Below are 18,385 nucleotides of genomic sequence, written 5' to 3' on the forward strand. Positions count from 1 at the left end.
GAGGTGCCTTTTTCAACTAAAATGAATTCGTAATCCCCTACAGATTTCTTCTGTATTGGCCGCCCACTTCGTACAGAGCTTGAGTCATTTGGTACAAGCTGCAGTGTCTTGCTGCTGTCATCAACGCTGTGAAGATGTTTCCGCCGTTCAGAACTGTGTCTTTCAAATTCTGCAACTGACGTTCGCCTTCGGTTTGATGGTCCTTTTGGTATTTCTGCACATTGCTTAACTGCGCGTTTTTCTCTTCGTAAGAAGCGCGAGCGAGTTCGATCTTTGGTGGCACGTAATCCGCCGCCATCGTTTTTGGATCGATGAATGTGTTTACACCAATGATGGGCAAAGTGCCGTCGTGTTTAAGTCTTTCATAATACAACGACTCTTCCTGGATTTTGGAACGTTGGTATTGAGTCTCCATTGCACCCAAAACGCCGCCGCGTTCGTTGATCTTTTTAAATTCGTTTAAGACCGCTTCTTCAACTAGATCTGTCAATTCTTCGATGAAGTACGAACCCTGCATTGGGTTTTCATTCTTCGTCATACCGAACTCACGGTTGATGATTAGCTGAATTGCCATGGCACGACGAACAGATTCTTCTGTTGGCGTCGTAATAGCTTCGTCATACGCATTCGTGTGCAAGCTGTTACAGTTGTCGTAAAGAGCAATCAACGCCTGCAATGTCGTACGAATATCGTTGAAGTCGATTTCTTGCGCGTGCAAGGAACGACCTGACGTTTGAATGTGGTACTTCAATTTTTGTGAACGATCGTTTCCTTTGTAAAGGTCCCGCATCGCTACCGCCCAAATACGGCGGGCCACGCGTCCCAAGACTGAATACTCAGGATCTAGACCGTTACTGAAGAAGAAACTTAAGTTCGGAGCAAAGTCATCGACTTTCAATCCACGAGCCAAATAGTACTCAACGAATGTGAAACCATTTGAAAGTGTGAACGCCAATTGGGAAATCGGATTCGCACCCGCCTCGGCAATGTGGTAACCCGAAATACTGACTGAATAGAAATTTCTGACTTTGCTGTTTACAAAGTATTCTTGAATATCACCCATCATCTTCAGAGCGAAGTTGATAGAGAAGATGCAAGTATTCTGCCCCTGGTCTTCCTTTAAGATATCGGCTTGAACCGTGCCGCGCACTTGTTGCAAAGTCCAGTTGGCAACATCACTCCACTCTTCGGGAGTCAGCTTACGACCTAACTCGCTTTCTTTCTTTTCAACCTGTTGATCAATCGCCGTGTTGAAATAAAAAGCCAGAATCATCGGTGCCGGACCGTTGATCGTCATACTCACAGAGGTATTTGGATTGATAAGATCAAAGCCTGCATAAAGCTTTTTCATATCCGCCAAAGTACAGATACTAACGCCCGACTCGCCCACTTTTCCGAAGATGTCGGGACGCTGATCAGGGTCTTGTCCATACAGTGTGACAGAGTCAAAAGCCGTCGAAAGACGATGAGCCGTTTCACCCTTAGTGAGATAATGGAAACGACGGTTTGTTCTTTCTGGCGTTCCTTCGCCCGCAAACATACGCTTTGGATCTTCATCCGCGCGTTTTAACTGGAACACACCTGCCGTGTAAGGGAATTCACCCGGAACGTTTTCAAGTTTTAAATATCTAAAGCGATCGCCCCAGTCTTTAAACTTAGGGACAACCACGCGACGGATTTTCGTGCCCGATAATGACTCGCGCACCAAAGGTTGGCGGATTTCTTTGTCACGGACTTTAAACACCAACTCATCACCGGAATAAGTTTCAATCAACTTTTCATAACCTTGAAGTTGATCAATCTCTTCTTGAGTGAAGTCTGAAGAAAGTTCTGCTTCGACCTTTTTAACGGTTTCAGGGCTTGTTCCCAAAAGAGGAGCCACTTTCTTAAGGCCACCCAATTGAGAAGCTTTTTCCGCCAATGTTTCCGTGCGCTTTTTATACTTGTGAACAGTGCCAACGATTTCAGCCAAATAGTTTTGGCGATCGGCTGGGATGATCACGTGTTCTTCTGCTGAAAGAATATTCGCTTTGAATTTAGGATCCACCTGCCATTTAGCTCCCTGACGAGACTCTAAAAGATCAGCAAGTTGGAAGAATAATTTATTCACGCCGCCGTCGTTGAATTGTGAAGCCTGAGTCAAGAACACAGGAACTTGCACTTTTTCATCAAAGATCTTGCGAGAGCGTTTGTATTGTTTTGTCACGTCACGAAGAGCGTCTAAAGCTCCGCGGCGGTCGGCTTTATTTACCGCAATCAAGTCCGCAAAATCGATCATATCGATCTTTTCAAGCTGCGACTGCGCACCGAAATCCGAGGTCATCACGTACATGGACATATCACTGACTTCCGTGATCGCCATATTGCCCTGACCGATCCCCGAAGTTTCCGCGATAACGAAATCAAAATCCAACTGACGAATGAACTTCAAAATTTCAGGCAAAGAAGACGCGATCTCACGACCTGATCCACGTGAAGCGACGGAACGCATGAACACGTGGTTGCGAGACAACGAGTTCATACGAATACGGTCGCCCAACAACGAGCCACCCGTTTTACGCTTCGAAGGGTCTACACAGACCACACCGATTTTTTTATTGGGATAGGCATTCAAGAATCTTTGCACAAGTTCGTCGATCAAAGAGGACTTACCTGCGCCACCTGTGCCGGTGATACCTAAAACCAAAGGCTCGCCATTTTTCGCTTTGAAGTTCTGCAAGCCAAAGTTTTCTAGTGAATAGTCTTTGTGACCGTTTTCAATCGCCGTTAAAGCCACGCCCAATTCCACTGAAGGAATGGTGTCGCCCGCAAAGATATTCTTTTTCGTTTTAAATTCTTTTTGTTTTTCTAAGACATCAAAGTCACAGCCACGAATGACTTGTTCAATCATTCCCTCAAGACCCAATTTACGACCATCTTCCGGGTGGAAGATCTGGGCGATACCGTAAGCTTCCAGTTCACGTTTTTCTTCGTGAACGATCACACCGCCACCGCCTCCGTAAATACGCACGTAACCTGCGCCCGCTTCGTCTAGAAGATCCTTCATGTACTTGAAGTACTCCATGTGACCGCCCTGGTAAGAGCTGATGCAGACGCCTTGAGCACCTTCTTGCAAAACGGCTTTCACCACATCACTGACCGAGCGGTTGTGACCTAAGTGAATGACCTCGGCTCCCATATCTTGAAGAATACGGCGCATGATATTGATGCTGGCGTCATGGCCGTCGAAAAGTGCGGCGGCCGTTACGATACGAATAGGATTCTTAAGTGTATATGCCATTTGGACTATTGACCTTTAAAGTTCGCCTTACGTTTTTCGATGAAAGCGGAAGTGCCCTCTTTCACGTCTTCAGAGTCGAAAAGATCTGCAAAGATCTTCGCTTCATTTCTTTGCGCCTCTTCCACATCCATATCCCAAGCTTGGTTGATGGATTTTTTCGCAGAACCCACTGCAATCGGAGCTTTTGCTAAAATAGCTTCCACAGTTTTCATCACAGTGTTCATAAGCTCTGCTTGCGGAACGACTTTATTCACAAGACCCATTGTGTGCGCTTCTGCCGCAGTGATCATACCGCCTGTGTAAGTTAATTCACGCGCGCGACGTTGACCGATAGCGCGAGCCATGCGAACTGTCCCGCCAAATCCTGGGATCAATCCCAGACTCACTTCGGGAAGACCGAACTTTGCATTTTCAGAAGCATAGATAAAATCACAACCCAAAGCCAACTCACAGCCGCCGCCCAAAGCAAAACCGTTCACCGCCGCGATGACTGGAATTTTTAGAAGAGTCAGCTCGTGGAAAATACTTTGACCACGTTGAGCAAAACTCAACGCTTTTTCTTCATCGAGTTCATGGATTTCTTTGATATCCGCGCCAGCCACGAAAGCCTTTTCGCCACTGCCTGTGATAATAAGAGCGCGCGCATCTTCGTAGTGCATTTCACCGATTTGACGAAGAGCTTCGCCCATCTCGTTTAGCACCATAGAGTTCAATGCGTTAAGAGCTTCAGGACGGTTCACCGTCATCACCCAAACGCCGTTTGGTTTTTGTTCAACTAAAATTGTCTTGTAAGTAAAACTGCCCATTTTTAAAACCTATTTCGCTGAATAGTCGTAGAAACCACGACCTGTTTTACGTCCCAACCATCCTGCTTCAACATACTTCACGAGCAATGGACATGGACGGTATTTAGAATCTCCCAAACCATCATGAAGCACGTTCATGATCGCAAGGCACGTATCAAGACCGATAAAGTCTGCCAAAGTCAAAGGACCCATCGGTTGGTTTGTTCCCAATTTCATCGCGGAATCGATAGACTCAACAGAAGCAATGCCTTCATGAAGAGTGTAAACCGCTTCGTTAATCATCGGCATCAAGATGCGGTTCACGATAAAGCCTGGCATGTCTTTCACAGACTCAACAAAAACCTTATCCATTTTTTCTGCCAAAGCTTTTACTGTCGCGAAAGTCTCATCAGAAGTTTGCAGACCACGAATACCTTCAACAAGTTTCATCAAAGGAACCGGATTCATAAAGTGCATGCCTGCGACTTGAGTTGGACGCTTCGTCACTGCCGCGATCTTTGTAATAGAGATTGAAGAGGTATTAGAAACAAGCAAAGCCTCTGGCTTCACGGCTGCGTCTAGGTCTTTAAAGATTTTCAATTTCAAATCGATGTTCTCTGTCGCAGCTTCAATCACGATGTCGCAGTCTTTAAGAGCGGAAGCTTCTTGAGCGGTTTTAATACGACCCAACAATATCGCTTTGTCCGCTTCGCTCATGCCGCCTTTTTTGATAATGCGGTCACAAGAACCAGCGATCGTTGCGATCCCTTTTTCCAAAGCAGCGCCGTTGACGTCCATCATGATGACGTTGAAGCCAAAGTTTGCCGCTACTTGTGCGATGCCGTTACCCATTTGCCCAGCGCCGACGACGCCGATCGATTTGATATTCATTTACCACTCCGCGTTAAAATACTGTTGAAAATCGAACTGTTTACCAGTACTTCACTTTGGTCTGGAGGTCAAAAGTTCTGGTCTTGAGCGCAGAGCCTAAAGCCTCAAAATAGAGAGATGCGGTCCGTAGTATCAAAGACATTGGCGTTTCTCTTTCTTTCCTCGAATTCGTGGGCCGCTCTGGCGACAGATGCTAGCGCCGCTGTCTCTTTTTATCGCAGCAAAAACAGCCTGTTTCCCTCTGGCCAGGTGAGTCGAAATACTCTGGATAATAAGCTTTTACGAACAGAAACCGAGATCGCTTACCGCACCTCCTGGGACAAAAAAGAATACGTGATGCAAGCATCGCAAATTTTGCGCGACATTCACGTGTCTCGTTATGCCGACACCAAGACAACAGCGGTTCTTCTGAGTGTCGATCGCAGCGATGCTCCGGCTGTGAAAACTCTTCCAGCCAAGGCGGCTTTAGAGATCTTGGCGACAGATGATTACTGGGCTCGCGTGAAAGAAAGAGCAAGCAGCACACAAGGCTATTTGCCTTTGCACCTTTTGCAAGCCCGCCACGACGATGTAGGGGTTTACGTGAACATCATGGACACCTATGTGCGCAAAGAGCCTAGCTCAAACGGACGCGTAATAACGACTCTTCCCCGCCTGCAAAGAGTGATTCCTTTAGAGATCACAAAGAGCTTTCTGAAAATTCAATACGCGCAAAACATCGGCTACGTCGACGTGACTCACTTTGTATCACGTGCAGATTACGCAAATCTCGCTTATCACCCCAAGAAAAACTGGATGGCCGCCCTGTATCGCAATAACGATGTACTCATCACCCAAAAAGGCGAAACGGTTCCGTTGAAAGAAATCTTAGGGTACGTGACAAACAGCCATCGCGGAGTTGTCATCCGTCCCGAGTCTTCGTCTTACGGTCCTCCCCTTCGTGCGCGCGTAGAGATTCTTAAACCGGAAGCTCATGTCTGGGGCGTCAGCAAGCTCGATGGTCATGGCGAAGTCTGGTGGAAAAGAAAAAATCTTTTGGTCGAAGAAAAAGGAACGCCCTCAGAGACAACAGTTTCCACGGACGTTTTGATGAAAAGAGAAATCTATTCCATAGCCTTTGAAAATAAAAATTCCGTGCGCGGTTTGGTGTCTTCCGAAGGTGTTTTTCGCACTGAAGACGGTCTGACGTGGACCCTGATTCCTCAGTTTGGAAAACAGACTTACCCGGTCAGCATTCACCCGGATGGCACTTGGTTTGTGGGATCTTTCAAAAGCACGAATCAGGGAAAAAGTTTTGAGCCTTTCATTCGCTGGGACAACATCGCCGAAGCTATTGAAGCGGCTTATCACCGCAATCCGAAAATCTTGCGCCTGACACAAATTGAACCTTTACCCAACTCCAAAGTTCAAATCTATGTCGACACAGGAAGCAGCAAAGTAAAACTTCGCAGCTCTATTGGAAATCTCCATTGGGATGTGATTAAAAACTAGCCTACTTCCAGAGCTTTCCCGCGCACATCAGATAAAACATTTTGAAATCCCCGCGCAAGGACCACAGAGGATGCGTGAAGGTCGCTGGGCGATTCTTTTCAACAATAAAGTGCCCGACCCAAGCAAAACCATAACCAATCAACGGTAAAAGCCACAGAACGGTCCAAGTCTTCGTGATGAAGGCATAAATGAACACGGCGTGAACTAAAAAAGTCCCGACGAAATGCAGACGACGATTGCGCGGATCTGAATGTTCGCGCAAATAAAAAGGCCAGAATTCTTCGAAGCTTTTCATAAAAACCTCGCTGAAAAACTATACTTGAGCCTCAGGGAAATAAGGCTGCATCATGTGACGAACCTTTTCTTGCAACTGGGGTCGCGACTCTAAAGCATATTGAGTGGCATCCACCGGTGGCAACACATACAAGGTCACCGTGCGCTTCCACACGCCCCAGTTCGGAACAATATGGCCTTTAGGAAGAATCGCCGCCGCCCCTTTGACCACAACCGGTACAATCGGAGATTTCGCATTAATGGCAAAGATAAAAGGACCTGACTTGAAAGACCCGAGCCTTTCCGTCACTTGCCTTGTTCCTTCGGGCGCCAGAGCAAAACGCTCCCCCGCTTTGATACGAGTTTCAGCCTCTTTATAAACCTTAAAAACCTCTTCGCGACGGTCGCGCGCAATCGGCAAAATTCCGGCTCGACGCATAGCCGGGCCAAAAACAGGAATGCGGAAAAGCTCGATCTTCGCACCGAAACGGAAACTTCCCAAGTATCCATTCATCGCGAAAATATCAAAGAAGCTTGTGTGGTTGAAAACGTAAATAAATCCGCCAGGAGGTTGATTCTCAAGGCCTTTCACGATGACTTCAACGCCGAACATGCGGCAAGCACCGCGGGTCCAAATTTCAACAATGCGATCTTCGAGCGGGCGGTTCTTCATTGTCAGATTCACAATGATAAGAGCGATCGAACACAACATTGTGTGAATCGGAAAATAAACAAGTGCTAAAATGGAGCGAGGGTATGAAAGTAATTTCCAAAACATATTAACTCATCTCAGGAAACAAACGTTTGCGCGCCGCTGTTCTCTGTCTTTCTTTGTACGCTTGATGCTCTGAGGGGCCTGATAAAATTCTTTCGTGAGCCGATTGATCCATGATCTGCACTTCAAAAGGATAAAAGAAACTAAAAGCTTCTTGGCTCCCTTGGGGTTTAATATGAATCAATTTACGGGAAATGAATTTAATAAACTTATAATCCGCACCGGAAAAGAAATTTTCTTTTCGCAGATACTGAACGTTATCACCCATCTCGGAGAGTTTTTGATCAAAAGCAGCTTGAATACTTTGCTCATCCAAAGTGTCCAACCGGTGAGAAAGATCGTCACACACTTCCATGAATACATTCACCGGATAAAGATTGTTAGAGCTTTGATCCGGCATGATGTGCGGAAAACTGATCACATTTTCTTTCACCAAAAAACGTACGACTTGGAAAGTATCAAAAAGATTGCGCGTGATAAAACGTACACCCAGCTTATCAAAGATCTTCATCGCCAAAGCATCGGGTTTGGCCAAAAGTTTAATCACCGTGCTGGAAGAAGTTTTAAATGGTTTTACTTCAAAACCTAGAAGTTCAATAGGATCTAAGATGTGCTCACCAGCCGTAGAACTTTGCAAAAAAGTCCGGTGAGTCGTGCCGTCATAGCGGATGCACTCTTGAAACGGCGAAAGAATTTGCGATTGGATTTCTTCAGAAAAAGAACTGAAGAGATCATTTTCTGCATGAACAAAAACGTGCATGCAGCGAAGAATCGCACAGGCCCAGCGTTGCAGTTGAACTTGTTCGGGGTCTTGTGAACTTGCGTAAATTAATAACTGGCGGATGTCCCCAAGCTGGCGGCGGTCTCTAAAAATTTCAGGAAGTTCTTTATCTTCAAAGCCCAGCTTTTCTAACATCAGAACCAGGGCACGACGGTGGTAGTACCAAAGTTTTTCTAAGTCGTTTTCTTTGGTGAAATCGAATCCATAACTTAAAAGGAAAGACGTCGCGGCCTCGAGAGAATGAATATTGAGCCTAGGAATTTCGATGGCAGAATGACCACCGACAACCGAGTTCAGAATGGAAGAATCAAAGATGAAACGTTGAGGCATTCCCCTATCTTCAAACTCGATAGGGGGTGAAGCAAGACGCAGCGCTTATTATTGGATCAAAGCACACGTGTAGGCTTTGAACTGACCCAGAGTACCCGAAGCAGGAGAATATCCGTTTACCGCCGTACGATTTTGATATGTCACATTCCCTTGAGCAAGAGTGCCGTCGTATTGACCTTGGAACACGATATCACCGTAAGAGTCGCTAAACTTCACTGTGAATTGACGCGTATTGCGATTAATAGTTCCTGAAGCCGCCGCAGAAAACTCAACTTGGTAAGGCTGGATCACCTGGCCGTTATAAGACTGACCCGCGTAGGAATCAAAGATCTTGATAAGAACAGTTGAAGAACCCGCCACTAAATTTCCCGAAGAATCAAATTTAAATGCACCGAAGAAATCAATACCAGTCTTATCATTGATATTGCCGCTGATAGTGCCCAGTGTTTGTGGATCCAAGGTAGCAGAGATAAAACTCTTTACTTGGGATTCAAAACTTCCTGAATTGTAGTAATCATAGATCTTACCCACATTCATGGAGGCATTCCCGCAGCTATTCACCGCATTGGGCTGAGTGACCGCCGGTGTGTTTGAGCGGCCCGCAACGCGTGTCGCGCTGGATTCCTTCTTCGCACAAGCTGATAAGGACAAAGCCACAAGGACCAAGATTCCCATCACTGATTTGTTAAAGAAAGATGTTTTCATAAAAGCCTCCATGCCAATCATAGAGGCAAGAGGCGGACCATCAAAAATGCAATATATTGGATTTGAGAGGGAAAACCCGTCTCACCCTGAAACATCCCTCCTTCGAGGGACGTTTTAAGTGCTCGGGTGTTTAATATTTGAACAGCGCTTTTAACGTAATTTATCGAAGGCCAAGAGCACATTGATTTCCGCTGTCAGCCATAAAGAACCCGCAGAATCGACCAGGCCTTGATTCAGAAGCTGCGCCGGTAGCTCCGCCGGCTTTTTTATAGAAGCCAAATCAAAGCTTGGATCCACTTCTTTCAAAACGGCATTCACTTTGTTGTACTGCTCGCTACGAATCAGAGCTTTCTTCATTTCAACTTCAAAGCGCAAACCACGAGACGAAACCAAGTTCATCCATTTCGTACGCTCTTCCGCCGTTAGATAACTGCGCGCGACTTTAACTTCTTTAGTAAGCCCTTGTCCCACTCTTAAAATCGTCTCACCGTTTTCTACAGCCGTAAGATCCAAGTAAAGTGCTGCCAGGATATCGGCATCTTGTTCTTTAATGATATTGCGTGGAAGAACCTGACTGACGATCGTAAGAGCCCCTTTGGCGTCGGTTTCGCTTTCATCGACTTTAGGCAGAAGAGCGGAAAGACCCGAAGCCAATGCCTTTTTATTCACCAACGAAAGCTGGTGGAAGAAAGAAAGAATGCGATTTTGTTGAAAACTCGTCAGCGTGTACTCACGTCCACCCAATGTTTTACCTTGAGCAAAGTAAGGACTATTCGCAAGCTCAGTGATTTGTCTTTCAATAAAGTCTTTAGCAATGCTGCCGTCAGAGTTTCTCCAAAGATCATTAAGCACAGCCGCGTATCCACCGGCTTCTGCCAAAGAGCGTGTGCGCTCACGACCTAAAGCATCGTCCATTCCCACTTTGGAATAATGGATCTGACCTGACTTTACGTTTTCAATTGAAGCAAACTGTGGCGATGGGACAGAGTTGACTGTTTTATCTAAAAGAACCTGATTAATAAACTTCAATGTATCAAGATTGACCTTCCCCCACTTCACCGTGTCTTGAAGAACCACGTCGATGTCGTTAACGACCGTCGGTTGATCTGCGGGGTACAGACGGCCAATGATGGAGGCAAAAAGAACTTTAATGAAACGTTCTTTTTCATATTTCGTATCCAAGTACTTGCGAAGAAGCGGATTGTTTCCGGCATCGAAGCGCTCGCAGCCATAAATCTGCAAAGCTTGGCTTGAAGCTAAAGCGATATCGTCATCCGTGCAGTAGCGAGAGATCTTTTCGTCTAATGCCGCATGGTCCGCCGAGTAAGCCCAATCCATCGCCATCTTATCATAGGAAAGAGGCGCATATTTGATTCTGGCTGCCATCAAGACGTCATCAATACCGCTGACATAATCCATGATACTTGTCGACGTTTCCAAACCTTGGTGGTTTGGATCTTGAAGATAGTTTTTCGCCGCAGCTTCAATATCTTTTGTAGACACCTTCGCAGAGAAGGATCCCGCAAAGTTATGACGAAGTCCCAAAGCATGTCCTAGTTCGTGAGCCACAGTGGCGCGCACGCTGTCTTGAGCTAAGCGCAGTCTTTGAGAGTCATTGGCCTCTTTCGCGATCACATCCAATGCAGCTAGATTTTGGGTAAGGTCACAAGAAACGGCGCCGGGTGCGACTGGAGTGTCATTATTGAGATGAACTAAATCACCAGAGCCGACTTTCGTGAAAACGGACGGCATAAATACTTGAGCTCTTAAGACTTCACCCGTCAGAGGATCCGATTGGCCAATAGCGTAAGCCGCGCCTGAATCTTCCCAAGGAATCCAGCGCACCATGATGCTGCGATCTTCGGGGCCCGCTTGAGGATCTACATTTGTTTTTACCGCAATAACGTCGCGGCCAAAAACTTTATTCCAATAAAGAGCGCCTTCTTTTACGGCCTCCAAATATTGAGCGGGGACCGCATCAGAAATACGAACGACAATCGGGCCTTTTTTCGGAGACAAATCCCACTTTGTGATCAAATTGATGATGTCTTTGCTGTGCTCTTTCTTACCTAGTTTCGTCACGAAGAAGCCGACACGTCGGCTTTTGTCATACTCTTTCGGGCGGAAATCCGGAGTCAGATTATAAGCGCGAATTTGTACATTCATCGCCACCGTCTCTTCACGATTTTCCACTGTTGAAGTATTGCGGTCAGGTCCCGATTTAACTAAATCAGAACGAATCTTGATGATTTGTTCTAGCTCGATATTCTTTTCATCAAACTTAATACCGCGAACGAACGAGTCTTCAACCACCAAAGAAGGCAAAGAACTTTCCGTCAGGTCATCACTATTTCCACGAGGAATATCCGTGTCATAGGAACGTTGCTGAACAAAGGTTTTTAAACCTTGTCCCCAGTCGAAAGTAATCGCATCGGCATCTTCAGAAACAACCTCGAAAGTCTGGATCAGGTTCACGGTTTGGATTTCTTTGTAGATGCTATTGTAGTTTTGGGCGAGCAAAGCAATGCGGCCGCCCGATTTGTCAAATGTGACAACCTGTGGTTTTAAGTCATACCATTGCGGCGTGGAACCTGAAGTTTTGCCTGAAGAGATTAAAAGAAAGACTTTCCCTAAAGACGACTTCTGGATCGTGATGCAGGACTTATTAGCACACACGTCAGCGGTGTTACTCGTAAACGACTCGAGCATGTTGTTGGGAGCCTGTTTTTCAACGACAGTTTCTTTAGTACACGCTGATAGTAACAAAGAGGAAAGTGCAATGCTGAGAAGCCCGATGCGCTGATTCGAATTCATGTAGGAACCCCCAAAAACCAATATTCAAGAGACACTTATGCCAAAGAAACCCCGAGGGCAAAAGATGTCTGAAAAAAAGTATGAAATGTTGATAAGGTTGACAGGTTTGCGCCGTCCTAAAGCGCTTATAAGCCAATTGAGGTCGTCCTAACCTCATTGGCTGTATTTCAGCATCGGACCTTGAGGCCTTTCGAGGCCCTTTAGACAATAAAGACGTAACTTAAGAGGTCCTTATGGAATGCAAAATACAATGCCCCTATTGCCGGGAAAAGTTCTCTATTCAAGTCTTTCGAGAGGACGGTGAAGACCAGGAATTCATTTGGGATTGCGAGATTTGTTGCCGCCCGATTGATATTCATGCGTTTTGGGATGAAGATCGTGATCGATTTAGACTGATGGTAGGACAAGGCGGCGATTTCGATGAAATGCGAATTGACCCGATTTTTTGAATATGTCTTTATGTGTCTATGCACATTCGTCCTTTAGAACTTCGTGATTTGCCGGCTGTTAAAGCCTTCACCGATGCCAGCATCGGTCTAAACTACTTCACTTTAAAAGAGCTGGAAGAGTGTTATCAGAAATCTTTTTCTGGCGACGTGATGTGTTCTTTTGTTTTAGCCAATTCACAAGATGAAATATTTGGTTTGCGATTAGCCTATCCTCCGGGCTCTTGGAGCAAAGGAAAAGGCAAAAAACTGCGTTCGGATCTTTGGAAAGTGCCGTTAGAAAAAGTCGGATATTTTCAAAGTCTCTTTTTGTCGGAAGCAGTTCAGGGTGAAGGTTGGGGACCAAAATTATCAGATTCGTCCATCCAACAATTCAAACAGCTTGGAACAAAAGCCATTGTTACTCACGCTTGGAAGGAATCCCCGAACAACTCTTCGATTCGCTATTTGACTAAGTTTGGTTTTGAAAGTGTTGCGACTCATCCTGAATATTGGATTGATGTAGACTATGAATGCGTGCGTGACGGAAAACCCTGCCGATGCACGGCAGAAGAAATGATTAAATATCTGTAGGTCTTTATGAGTATTTCTTATTGGCTTGATTCAGCAACTTCTTCATCTCCTTCCGCAAAAGTCTATGACTTTGTGATCGTTGGCGCCGGCATTGCGGGACTCTCTACCGCCTATTGGCTGCAAAAAGAAAATCCCACCGCTCGCATTGCGATCATTGAAAAACACCGCTTGGGATTTGGCGCTTCAGGAAGAAACGCAGGATTTGTGACTTGCGGATCCACCGAGCACTTTATCAAACTCAATGAACAATTTGGTTTACAGAAAGCCACAGAGATCTGGAAGTTTTCTGAAGACAATCGCAAACTTCTTTTAGAGCACATTATTGAAGACAAAGCCGATGAACTGGATTTCCGTCACACGGGTTCTTGCACGGTCGCTCCAAGTTCAGAACATTGGCTGAAATACAGAATGACAGCAAAACTGATGCAGTCCGCTGGCATTGATGTTCATGAAATCGGGCCTACTGATTTAGAAAAAGATTTCGGCGTCACCGGTTTTGAAGGCGGCATTCAATATACAGGTGATGGATACATTCATCCGGTCAAACTTCTGCAGCGTCTTCGAAATAAAATCAAAGCCGATATTCACGAAGGCACGGAAGTGTTTTCGGTAAAAGACAAAGGTACAACCCAAGTCTTACGCACAGACCATGGGGATTTTGAAGCTCCCCGAGTGATCTTCACCTTGAACGCTTATTTGCCTTTAGTTTTAAAGAACTTTGAATCCTTGATTAAGCCCGGTCGTGGGCAAATTCTGGTCACTGAGCCCTTGCCAGCGTTTGTACGAGGGCCTTGTTATCTGACGAAGCATCTCTGTTACTTCCGTCAACTGCCGACGGGACACTTGCTGATTGGCGGCTTCAGAAATTTAGCCATTGATGTAGAGAATACTTATTCAGATGAAACTACATCTTTAATTCAGACGGCTCTTTTTGATTTCGTAAAGAGCCACTTCAAATACGGGAAAGAAGCGAAGATCGCCTACCAATGGTCCGGCATTATGGGCTTCTCTCCGGATGGCCAAATGATTCTAGGAGCCCTTCCAGAAAACAAAAACATCCACATCATGGCCGGCTGCTCAGGCCACGGCATGGGCCTAAGCTTCAACGCCGCAAAAACCCTCGTGGCCGGCATGCACGGAACCGAAATCCCAAGCCATCTATCAATCTCCCGCTTCTAGAGGTGCCTGCTTCTTTTTTGGGTCTACAGCGCATCAATTGATGCAGCGTAGACCCAAAAAAGAAGCAGGCACTCCAAAAAAAAGCCCAGCGTTTTTAGCTGGGCTTTTTCTTACATGGGCCAGTTGGAAATACTCCCCTGGCGCCTTTTCTGGTTTTCTAAACTTTTCTTAGTTATAGAACTTGCGGTTTGATTTTGCCATGTTCGTTAATGGAACGGATGGTTTCAAACGGCCGGCTTTACGAGTGGATGCGTACATCGCTAATTGATCGGCGACGTATTGAGTTCCTACGGTGTCTGTGTACTTCAGAAGACCGCCGCGGAATGGAGGGAAGCCTGTTCCCATGATCATCGCAAGGTCGACTTCGTGAGGAGTTTCAACGATGCGGTCTTCAACCAAAGCCAAAGAACACTCGTTCACCATTGCAAACACGCCGCGCTCGATGCACTCTTTTGAGTCATATGGATTTGTTGGCTGACCCAATCCCAAAGCCGCATAGATGCTTTGGTCGACGTCGCCACGTTTTCCGTCTTCAGAATAGTGATAGAAGCCTTTGCCATTCTTACGACCCAAACGACCGGATTTTTCAAGAGCTTCCATGCAAGGAGCCATCTCGATGCGCTCACCAAAAGCTTTTTTGAAAATCTTAAGAACCTTGATACACACATCAAGACCGACTTCGTCCATCAACTCAAACGGTCCCATCGGCATACCGAATTCTTTAACGTAAGCCTTATCAACCACTTCAATGCTCATACCTTCTTGCATTAAGAAAGCCGCTTCAGCCATATACGGAAGAAGAAGACGATTCACTAAAAAACCGGGACCGTCTTTAACCACAACCGGCATTTTTCCCATCTTCTTAGTCAATTCAAAGATTGTCGCAATAGTTTCATCCGAAGTTTTTTCACCGCGAATAACTTCTACTAAAGGCATTTTGTTCACCGGATTGAAGAAGTGCATACCCGCAAAGTACTCGGGACGAGGATGACCCTTAGACATCTCTGTCACTGACAACGAACTTGTATTCGTCGCGATAATCGCATCCGGGCGCATTTGACCCGCGCACTCACCGATCACTTTTTGTTTAATCCCCATGTCTTCAACAATAGCTTCGACAACAACATCCAGATTTTTAAATCCAGAATAATCCGTTGTCACAGACACCATGTCCATTTTTTGTTGGTACTGATACTTATCAATGGATTTACGTTTAAGAAGCTTCATCCAAAGATCCGAAGCATGCTTAAGACCTTTACCCAAAGCATCGGTATTTAAGTCCTTCATACGAACTTGAACACCTTTATCTGCAGCGACGTAAGCGATACCACCACCCATTGTGCCGGCACCAAGAATACCCATGCCTTTCACTTCGCGTGGTTTTACATCGACGCCTGGAACACCGTTTTGTTTTTTAACCATTTCGGTCAAATAGAAAACGTGGATCAAGTTTTTAGAAATATCTGTAATACCCAATTCACAGAAGCCTTCACGCTCAATGCGCATACCGGCTTCACGGTCACTCATACCGTAAGTTTTTTGAATCACTTCCAAAGCCTTCAAAGGAGCTGGATAGTGACCCTTTGTCGCCTTTAAAACACCCTCACGAGCTTTTTTGAAAACGATGCCGCGACCCAAAGCGCCCTCAAGAACTTTGTTCACCGCACCTTGAGGCTGGAATTTCTTACGACGTTTTTTCGCGCCGTTAGAGATAATTTCTTTCGCCCATTTGACAGCTTGTTCATCCAAAAGATTGGGATGAACGACTTTATCAACCAGACCTGACTTCAAAGCTTTTTTAGAGTTCACAGATTTACCAGCTAAGATAATATCCAAAGCCGCCTGCAAACCAATCACGCGAGGCATACGTTGCGTACCACCAAACCCCGGCAAGATACCCAACTGAATTTCAGGAAGACCAATTTTCGTAGAGGAATCATCAGAAGCGATACGATAATCACAAGAAAGAATGAATTCACAACCTCCACCCATGCAAGCACCATGGATAGCCGCCATCGTCGGCATTGGAAGATCTTCCACCATATTCATGATGTCCTGACCACCCTTCACCGCCGCCTCAAACTGATCTTTCGTCGTCATGCTTTTGATTTCTTCAATATCAGCACCCGCAATAAAAATTTTAGGCTTCGCTGACTTAAAGATGACCGCTTTGTAAGAAGACTTCTTAAGCTCTTCAAGAACTTCCTTAAGTCTCATCATAACCGGAGTAGAAAACTTATTAACCTTCTCCCCAACCAAATCAAAAACAACAACCGCAATCTCACCCTGAGGAACGATCTTAATACTCTCTTGAATAGACATTCTGAAAACTCCTAAGTTGCAAAAACAAAAAAAGAAAATTTAAAAAATCAAAACTAAAACGCCCCAAAAACCCAGGCCATCGCATCCACCAGAACCAACCGCCGAAGGCCAGAAAACCACAAAAACCGATGCCAGCCCTTGAAACGAAGAAACGAACACGTTCTTTGCCGCGAGCTCTGTGCTGGCCTCTGTACTCAGTGGCGAGTTCCGCAGCAGTAGCCCCAAAGGGGCACGTCCGCGAGGACTGTCCGAGCCAATGAGAACAGAGGCCAGCACAGAGCTCGCGGCAAAGCACCGAGATCGACCTACCCCTCGTTCTCAAGAACCATCGATCCGCCTTGGCCTCCACCAATACAAAGTGTCGCCAAGCCAAACTGAACGTTTCTGCGTTTCATCTCTTTTGCCAAAGTGAGAACGATACGAGTTCCTGTCGCTCCTACGGGGTGACCGAAAGCAATCGCGCCGCCGTTCACATTCAAGATGTCATCACGGATTTCACCGACTTTGGAAGTTAAGCCTAATTTTTCTTGGGCAAATTTGTCAGAATCCATAGCTTTTTGGCAGGCCATGACTTGGGCTGCAAACGCTTCGTTCAACTCAACAAGTCCCATGTCTTTCATTGAAAGACCCGCGCGCTTCAACGCCAACGGTGAAGAGTACGCAGGGCCTAATCCCATGCGCTCAGGTTCCAGACCGGCAAAGCCGTAGGAACGGATTGTTGCCAGTGGCTTGTAACCCAAAGAGTCCGCTTTTTCACGAGACATCATCAACACCATCGCGGCGCCATCTGTGATCGGGCATGAGTTCCCCGCCGTAATAGAACCTGTCGCTTTATCAAAGAAAGGTTTCAATTTCGCCAAAGCTTCGATCGTTTGAGATTCACGAGGACCGATGTCGTCAGAGACAACTTCTTTGTATTCAGGAGACAGATACACCGGAGTGATCTCTTCCTTCATACGTCCCTCTTTCATCGCTTGTGCCGCTCTTAAGTGCGAGCGAAGAGCAAATTGATCTTGCATATCGCGAGATAAGCCCCACTCTTTTGCTAAGATCTCGGCCGTTTGTCCCATGTTGATGCCGACGAAAGGATCTGTTAGACCCAACATCACAGAGATTTGCGGGAAGTGTTCGTCACGCATATTTCCTTGCAACAAAGCTTTGATCTGATTCATGTCTGCTTTGAAAAGCTTCCACAACAAAGGCAAAGCTTGCTTCGGACCTTTTGCCGCAAAAAGACCGTCGTAGATATCTTGGAATTTTTTAGGAAGAAGCGTCGGCATTTGCGACATGCTTTCCGTACCACCGGCAAGAACAACATCCATCGTTCCGGATTTAATTTTTTCGTAACCGTTAGAGATAGACTCTAAAGCGGAAGCACAGTTTCTATGCACTGTGTACGCGGAGGTCTTTAAAGGAATGCCTGAATTCAAAGCAACAACGCGAGAAATGTTTACGGCATCAGGAGGATTTCCGGTGTTGCCGATAATCACTTCGTCAACACTGTTCACATCAAGATTAGTTTTTGCGATGAGTTGTTTTAAGGCAGTTTTTCCAAGTTCTGCCGGATGAACTTTCTTAAGTTTTGTCCCTGCTTTTGCGAACGGTGTACGAACACCTTCAACAAGAACCACATCACGTGGTGATTTCATGCAATTCTCCTTAATTGGTATAAGCCATTAAAATCATATGTCTTTTCGGTTGTTCCACCAAATATAAATAGCAACAAAATGAGGCAGATCT

Annotated in this window: 14 protein-coding genes; 4 read left to right on the forward strand and 10 right to left on the reverse strand. The window is 45.8% G+C overall.

The window, feature by feature from the left end; translation table 11 throughout:
- Positions 1-37: 37 nt before the first annotated feature.
- The 3 genes from icmF to AZI87_RS12655 are packed head-to-tail and all read right to left on the reverse strand — an operon-like array spanning position 38 to position 4,956.
- Positions 38-3,280 carry a fused isobutyryl-CoA mutase/GTPase IcmF gene (icmF, locus tag AZI87_RS12645; protein WP_063207640.1) on the reverse strand — a complete coding sequence of 1,081 codons (3,243 nt, stop codon included), beginning with the start codon at positions 3,278-3,280 and terminating at the stop codon, positions 38-40.
- Between the two features lie 5 nt (positions 3,281-3,285).
- On the reverse strand, positions 3,286-4,086 hold the full coding sequence (locus tag AZI87_RS12650; protein WP_063207642.1) for an enoyl-CoA hydratase/isomerase family protein: 801 nt from the start codon (positions 4,084-4,086) through the stop codon (positions 3,286-3,288).
- Positions 4,087-4,095: 9 nt separating this feature from the next.
- On the reverse strand, positions 4,096-4,956 hold the full coding sequence (locus tag AZI87_RS12655; protein WP_063207645.1) for a 3-hydroxybutyryl-CoA dehydrogenase: 861 nt from the start codon (positions 4,954-4,956) through the stop codon (positions 4,096-4,098).
- Between the two features lie 117 nt (positions 4,957-5,073).
- Here AZI87_RS12655 and AZI87_RS12660 point away from each other — a divergent pair, with 117 nt between their 5' ends.
- On the forward strand, positions 5,074-6,447 hold the full coding sequence (locus tag AZI87_RS12660; protein WP_253696785.1) for an SH3 domain-containing protein: 1,374 nt from the start codon (positions 5,074-5,076) through the stop codon (positions 6,445-6,447).
- A 1-nt stretch (position 6,448) separates the two neighbouring features.
- Here AZI87_RS12660 and AZI87_RS12665 read toward each other — a convergent pair whose 3' ends face one another.
- The 5 genes from AZI87_RS12665 to AZI87_RS12685 all read right to left on the reverse strand — a co-directional run bounded on the left by AZI87_RS12665 (position 6,449) and on the right by AZI87_RS12685 (position 12,125).
- Positions 6,449-6,742: a DUF962 domain-containing protein gene (locus AZI87_RS12665; RefSeq protein WP_063207649.1), complete on the reverse strand. Its 294-nt coding sequence runs from the start codon at positions 6,740-6,742 to the stop codon at positions 6,449-6,451.
- 18 nt (positions 6,743-6,760) lie between these two features.
- Positions 6,761-7,498, reverse strand: a complete 738-nt coding sequence (locus AZI87_RS12670; protein ID WP_063207653.1) for a lysophospholipid acyltransferase family protein — start codon at positions 7,496-7,498, stop codon at positions 6,761-6,763.
- 1 nt (position 7,499) lies between these two features.
- Positions 7,500-8,606, reverse strand: a complete 1,107-nt coding sequence (locus tag AZI87_RS12675) for a TIGR04552 family protein (protein ID WP_063207656.1) — start codon at positions 8,604-8,606, stop codon at positions 7,500-7,502.
- Positions 8,607-8,654: 48 nt separating this feature from the next.
- Positions 8,655-9,311 (reverse strand): hypothetical protein, encoded by a 657-nt coding sequence (locus tag AZI87_RS12680; RefSeq protein WP_063207659.1) that lies wholly within the window; start codon positions 9,309-9,311, stop codon positions 8,655-8,657.
- Positions 9,312-9,461: 150 nt separating this feature from the next.
- Positions 9,462-12,125: a zinc-dependent metalloprotease gene (locus AZI87_RS12685; protein WP_063207662.1), complete on the reverse strand. Its 2,664-nt coding sequence runs from the start codon at positions 12,123-12,125 to the stop codon at positions 9,462-9,464.
- Between the two features lie 233 nt (positions 12,126-12,358).
- Here AZI87_RS12685 and AZI87_RS12690 point away from each other — a divergent pair, with 233 nt between their 5' ends.
- Genes AZI87_RS12690 through AZI87_RS12700 form a run of 3 tightly spaced genes read left to right on the forward strand, consistent with a single transcriptional unit; the run spans position 12,359 to position 14,323 of the window.
- Positions 12,359-12,574: a CPXCG motif-containing cysteine-rich protein gene (locus AZI87_RS12690; protein ID WP_063207665.1), complete on the forward strand. Its 216-nt coding sequence runs from the start codon at positions 12,359-12,361 to the stop codon at positions 12,572-12,574.
- 18 nt (positions 12,575-12,592) lie between these two features.
- Positions 12,593-13,144 carry a GNAT family N-acetyltransferase gene (locus AZI87_RS12695; protein ID WP_063207669.1) on the forward strand — a complete coding sequence of 184 codons (552 nt, stop codon included), beginning with the start codon at positions 12,593-12,595 and terminating at the stop codon, positions 13,142-13,144.
- Positions 13,145-13,150: 6 nt separating this feature from the next.
- The gene (locus AZI87_RS12700; protein ID WP_063207672.1) at positions 13,151-14,323 is read left to right on the forward strand and encodes an NAD(P)/FAD-dependent oxidoreductase; all 1,173 of its coding nucleotides are present in this window, start codon (positions 13,151-13,153) and stop codon (positions 14,321-14,323) included.
- A gap of 168 nt (positions 14,324-14,491) precedes the next feature.
- Here the strand turns inward: AZI87_RS12700 and AZI87_RS12705 are convergent, their stop codons facing one another.
- Together AZI87_RS12705 and AZI87_RS12715 are read right to left on the reverse strand one after the other, a co-directional pair.
- Positions 14,492-16,645, reverse strand: coding sequence for a 3-hydroxyacyl-CoA dehydrogenase NAD-binding domain-containing protein (locus AZI87_RS12705; protein WP_063207675.1), 2,154 nt, complete (start codon positions 16,643-16,645; stop codon positions 14,492-14,494).
- Positions 16,646-16,950: 305 nt separating this feature from the next.
- Positions 16,951-18,294 carry a thiolase family protein gene (locus AZI87_RS12715; RefSeq protein ID WP_063207681.1) on the reverse strand — a complete coding sequence of 448 codons (1,344 nt, stop codon included), beginning with the start codon at positions 18,292-18,294 and terminating at the stop codon, positions 16,951-16,953.
- Between the last annotated feature and the right edge of the window lie 91 nt (positions 18,295-18,385).

Source organism: Bdellovibrio bacteriovorus, assembly GCF_001592745.1.
GTDB lineage: Bacteria > Bdellovibrionota > Bdellovibrionia > Bdellovibrionales > Bdellovibrionaceae > Bdellovibrio > Bdellovibrio bacteriovorus_B.

Excerpts from the sequence above, each read along its gene's own strand:
- icmF (WP_063207640.1), bottom strand. The coding sequence starts at position 3,280 with ATGGCATATACACTTAAGAATCCTATTCGTATCGTAACGGCCGCCGCA.
- AZI87_RS12650 (WP_063207642.1), bottom strand. The coding sequence starts at position 4,086 with ATGGGCAGTTTTACTTACAAGACAATTTTAGTTGAACAAAAACCAAAC.
- AZI87_RS12655 (WP_063207645.1), bottom strand. The coding sequence starts at position 4,956 with ATGAATATCAAATCGATCGGCGTCGTCGGCGCTGGGCAAATGGGTAAC.
- AZI87_RS12660 (WP_253696785.1), top strand. The coding sequence starts at position 5,074 with ATGCGGTCCGTAGTATCAAAGACATTGGCGTTTCTCTTTCTTTCCTCG.
- AZI87_RS12665 (WP_063207649.1), bottom strand. The coding sequence starts at position 6,742 with ATGAAAAGCTTCGAAGAATTCTGGCCTTTTTATTTGCGCGAACATTCA.
- AZI87_RS12670 (WP_063207653.1), bottom strand. The coding sequence starts at position 7,498 with ATGTTTTGGAAATTACTTTCATACCCTCGCTCCATTTTAGCACTTGTT.
- AZI87_RS12675 (WP_063207656.1), bottom strand. The coding sequence starts at position 8,606 with ATGCCTCAACGTTTCATCTTTGATTCTTCCATTCTGAACTCGGTTGTC.
- AZI87_RS12680 (WP_063207659.1), bottom strand. The coding sequence starts at position 9,311 with ATGAAAACATCTTTCTTTAACAAATCAGTGATGGGAATCTTGGTCCTT.
- AZI87_RS12685 (WP_063207662.1), bottom strand. The coding sequence starts at position 12,125 with ATGAATTCGAATCAGCGCATCGGGCTTCTCAGCATTGCACTTTCCTCT.
- AZI87_RS12690 (WP_063207665.1), top strand. The coding sequence starts at position 12,359 with ATGGAATGCAAAATACAATGCCCCTATTGCCGGGAAAAGTTCTCTATT.
- AZI87_RS12695 (WP_063207669.1), top strand. The coding sequence starts at position 12,593 with ATGCACATTCGTCCTTTAGAACTTCGTGATTTGCCGGCTGTTAAAGCC.
- AZI87_RS12700 (WP_063207672.1), top strand. The coding sequence starts at position 13,151 with ATGAGTATTTCTTATTGGCTTGATTCAGCAACTTCTTCATCTCCTTCC.
- AZI87_RS12705 (WP_063207675.1), bottom strand. The coding sequence starts at position 16,645 with ATGTCTATTCAAGAGAGTATTAAGATCGTTCCTCAGGGTGAGATTGCG.
- AZI87_RS12715 (WP_063207681.1), bottom strand. The coding sequence starts at position 18,294 with ATGAAATCACCACGTGATGTGGTTCTTGTTGAAGGTGTTCGTACACCG.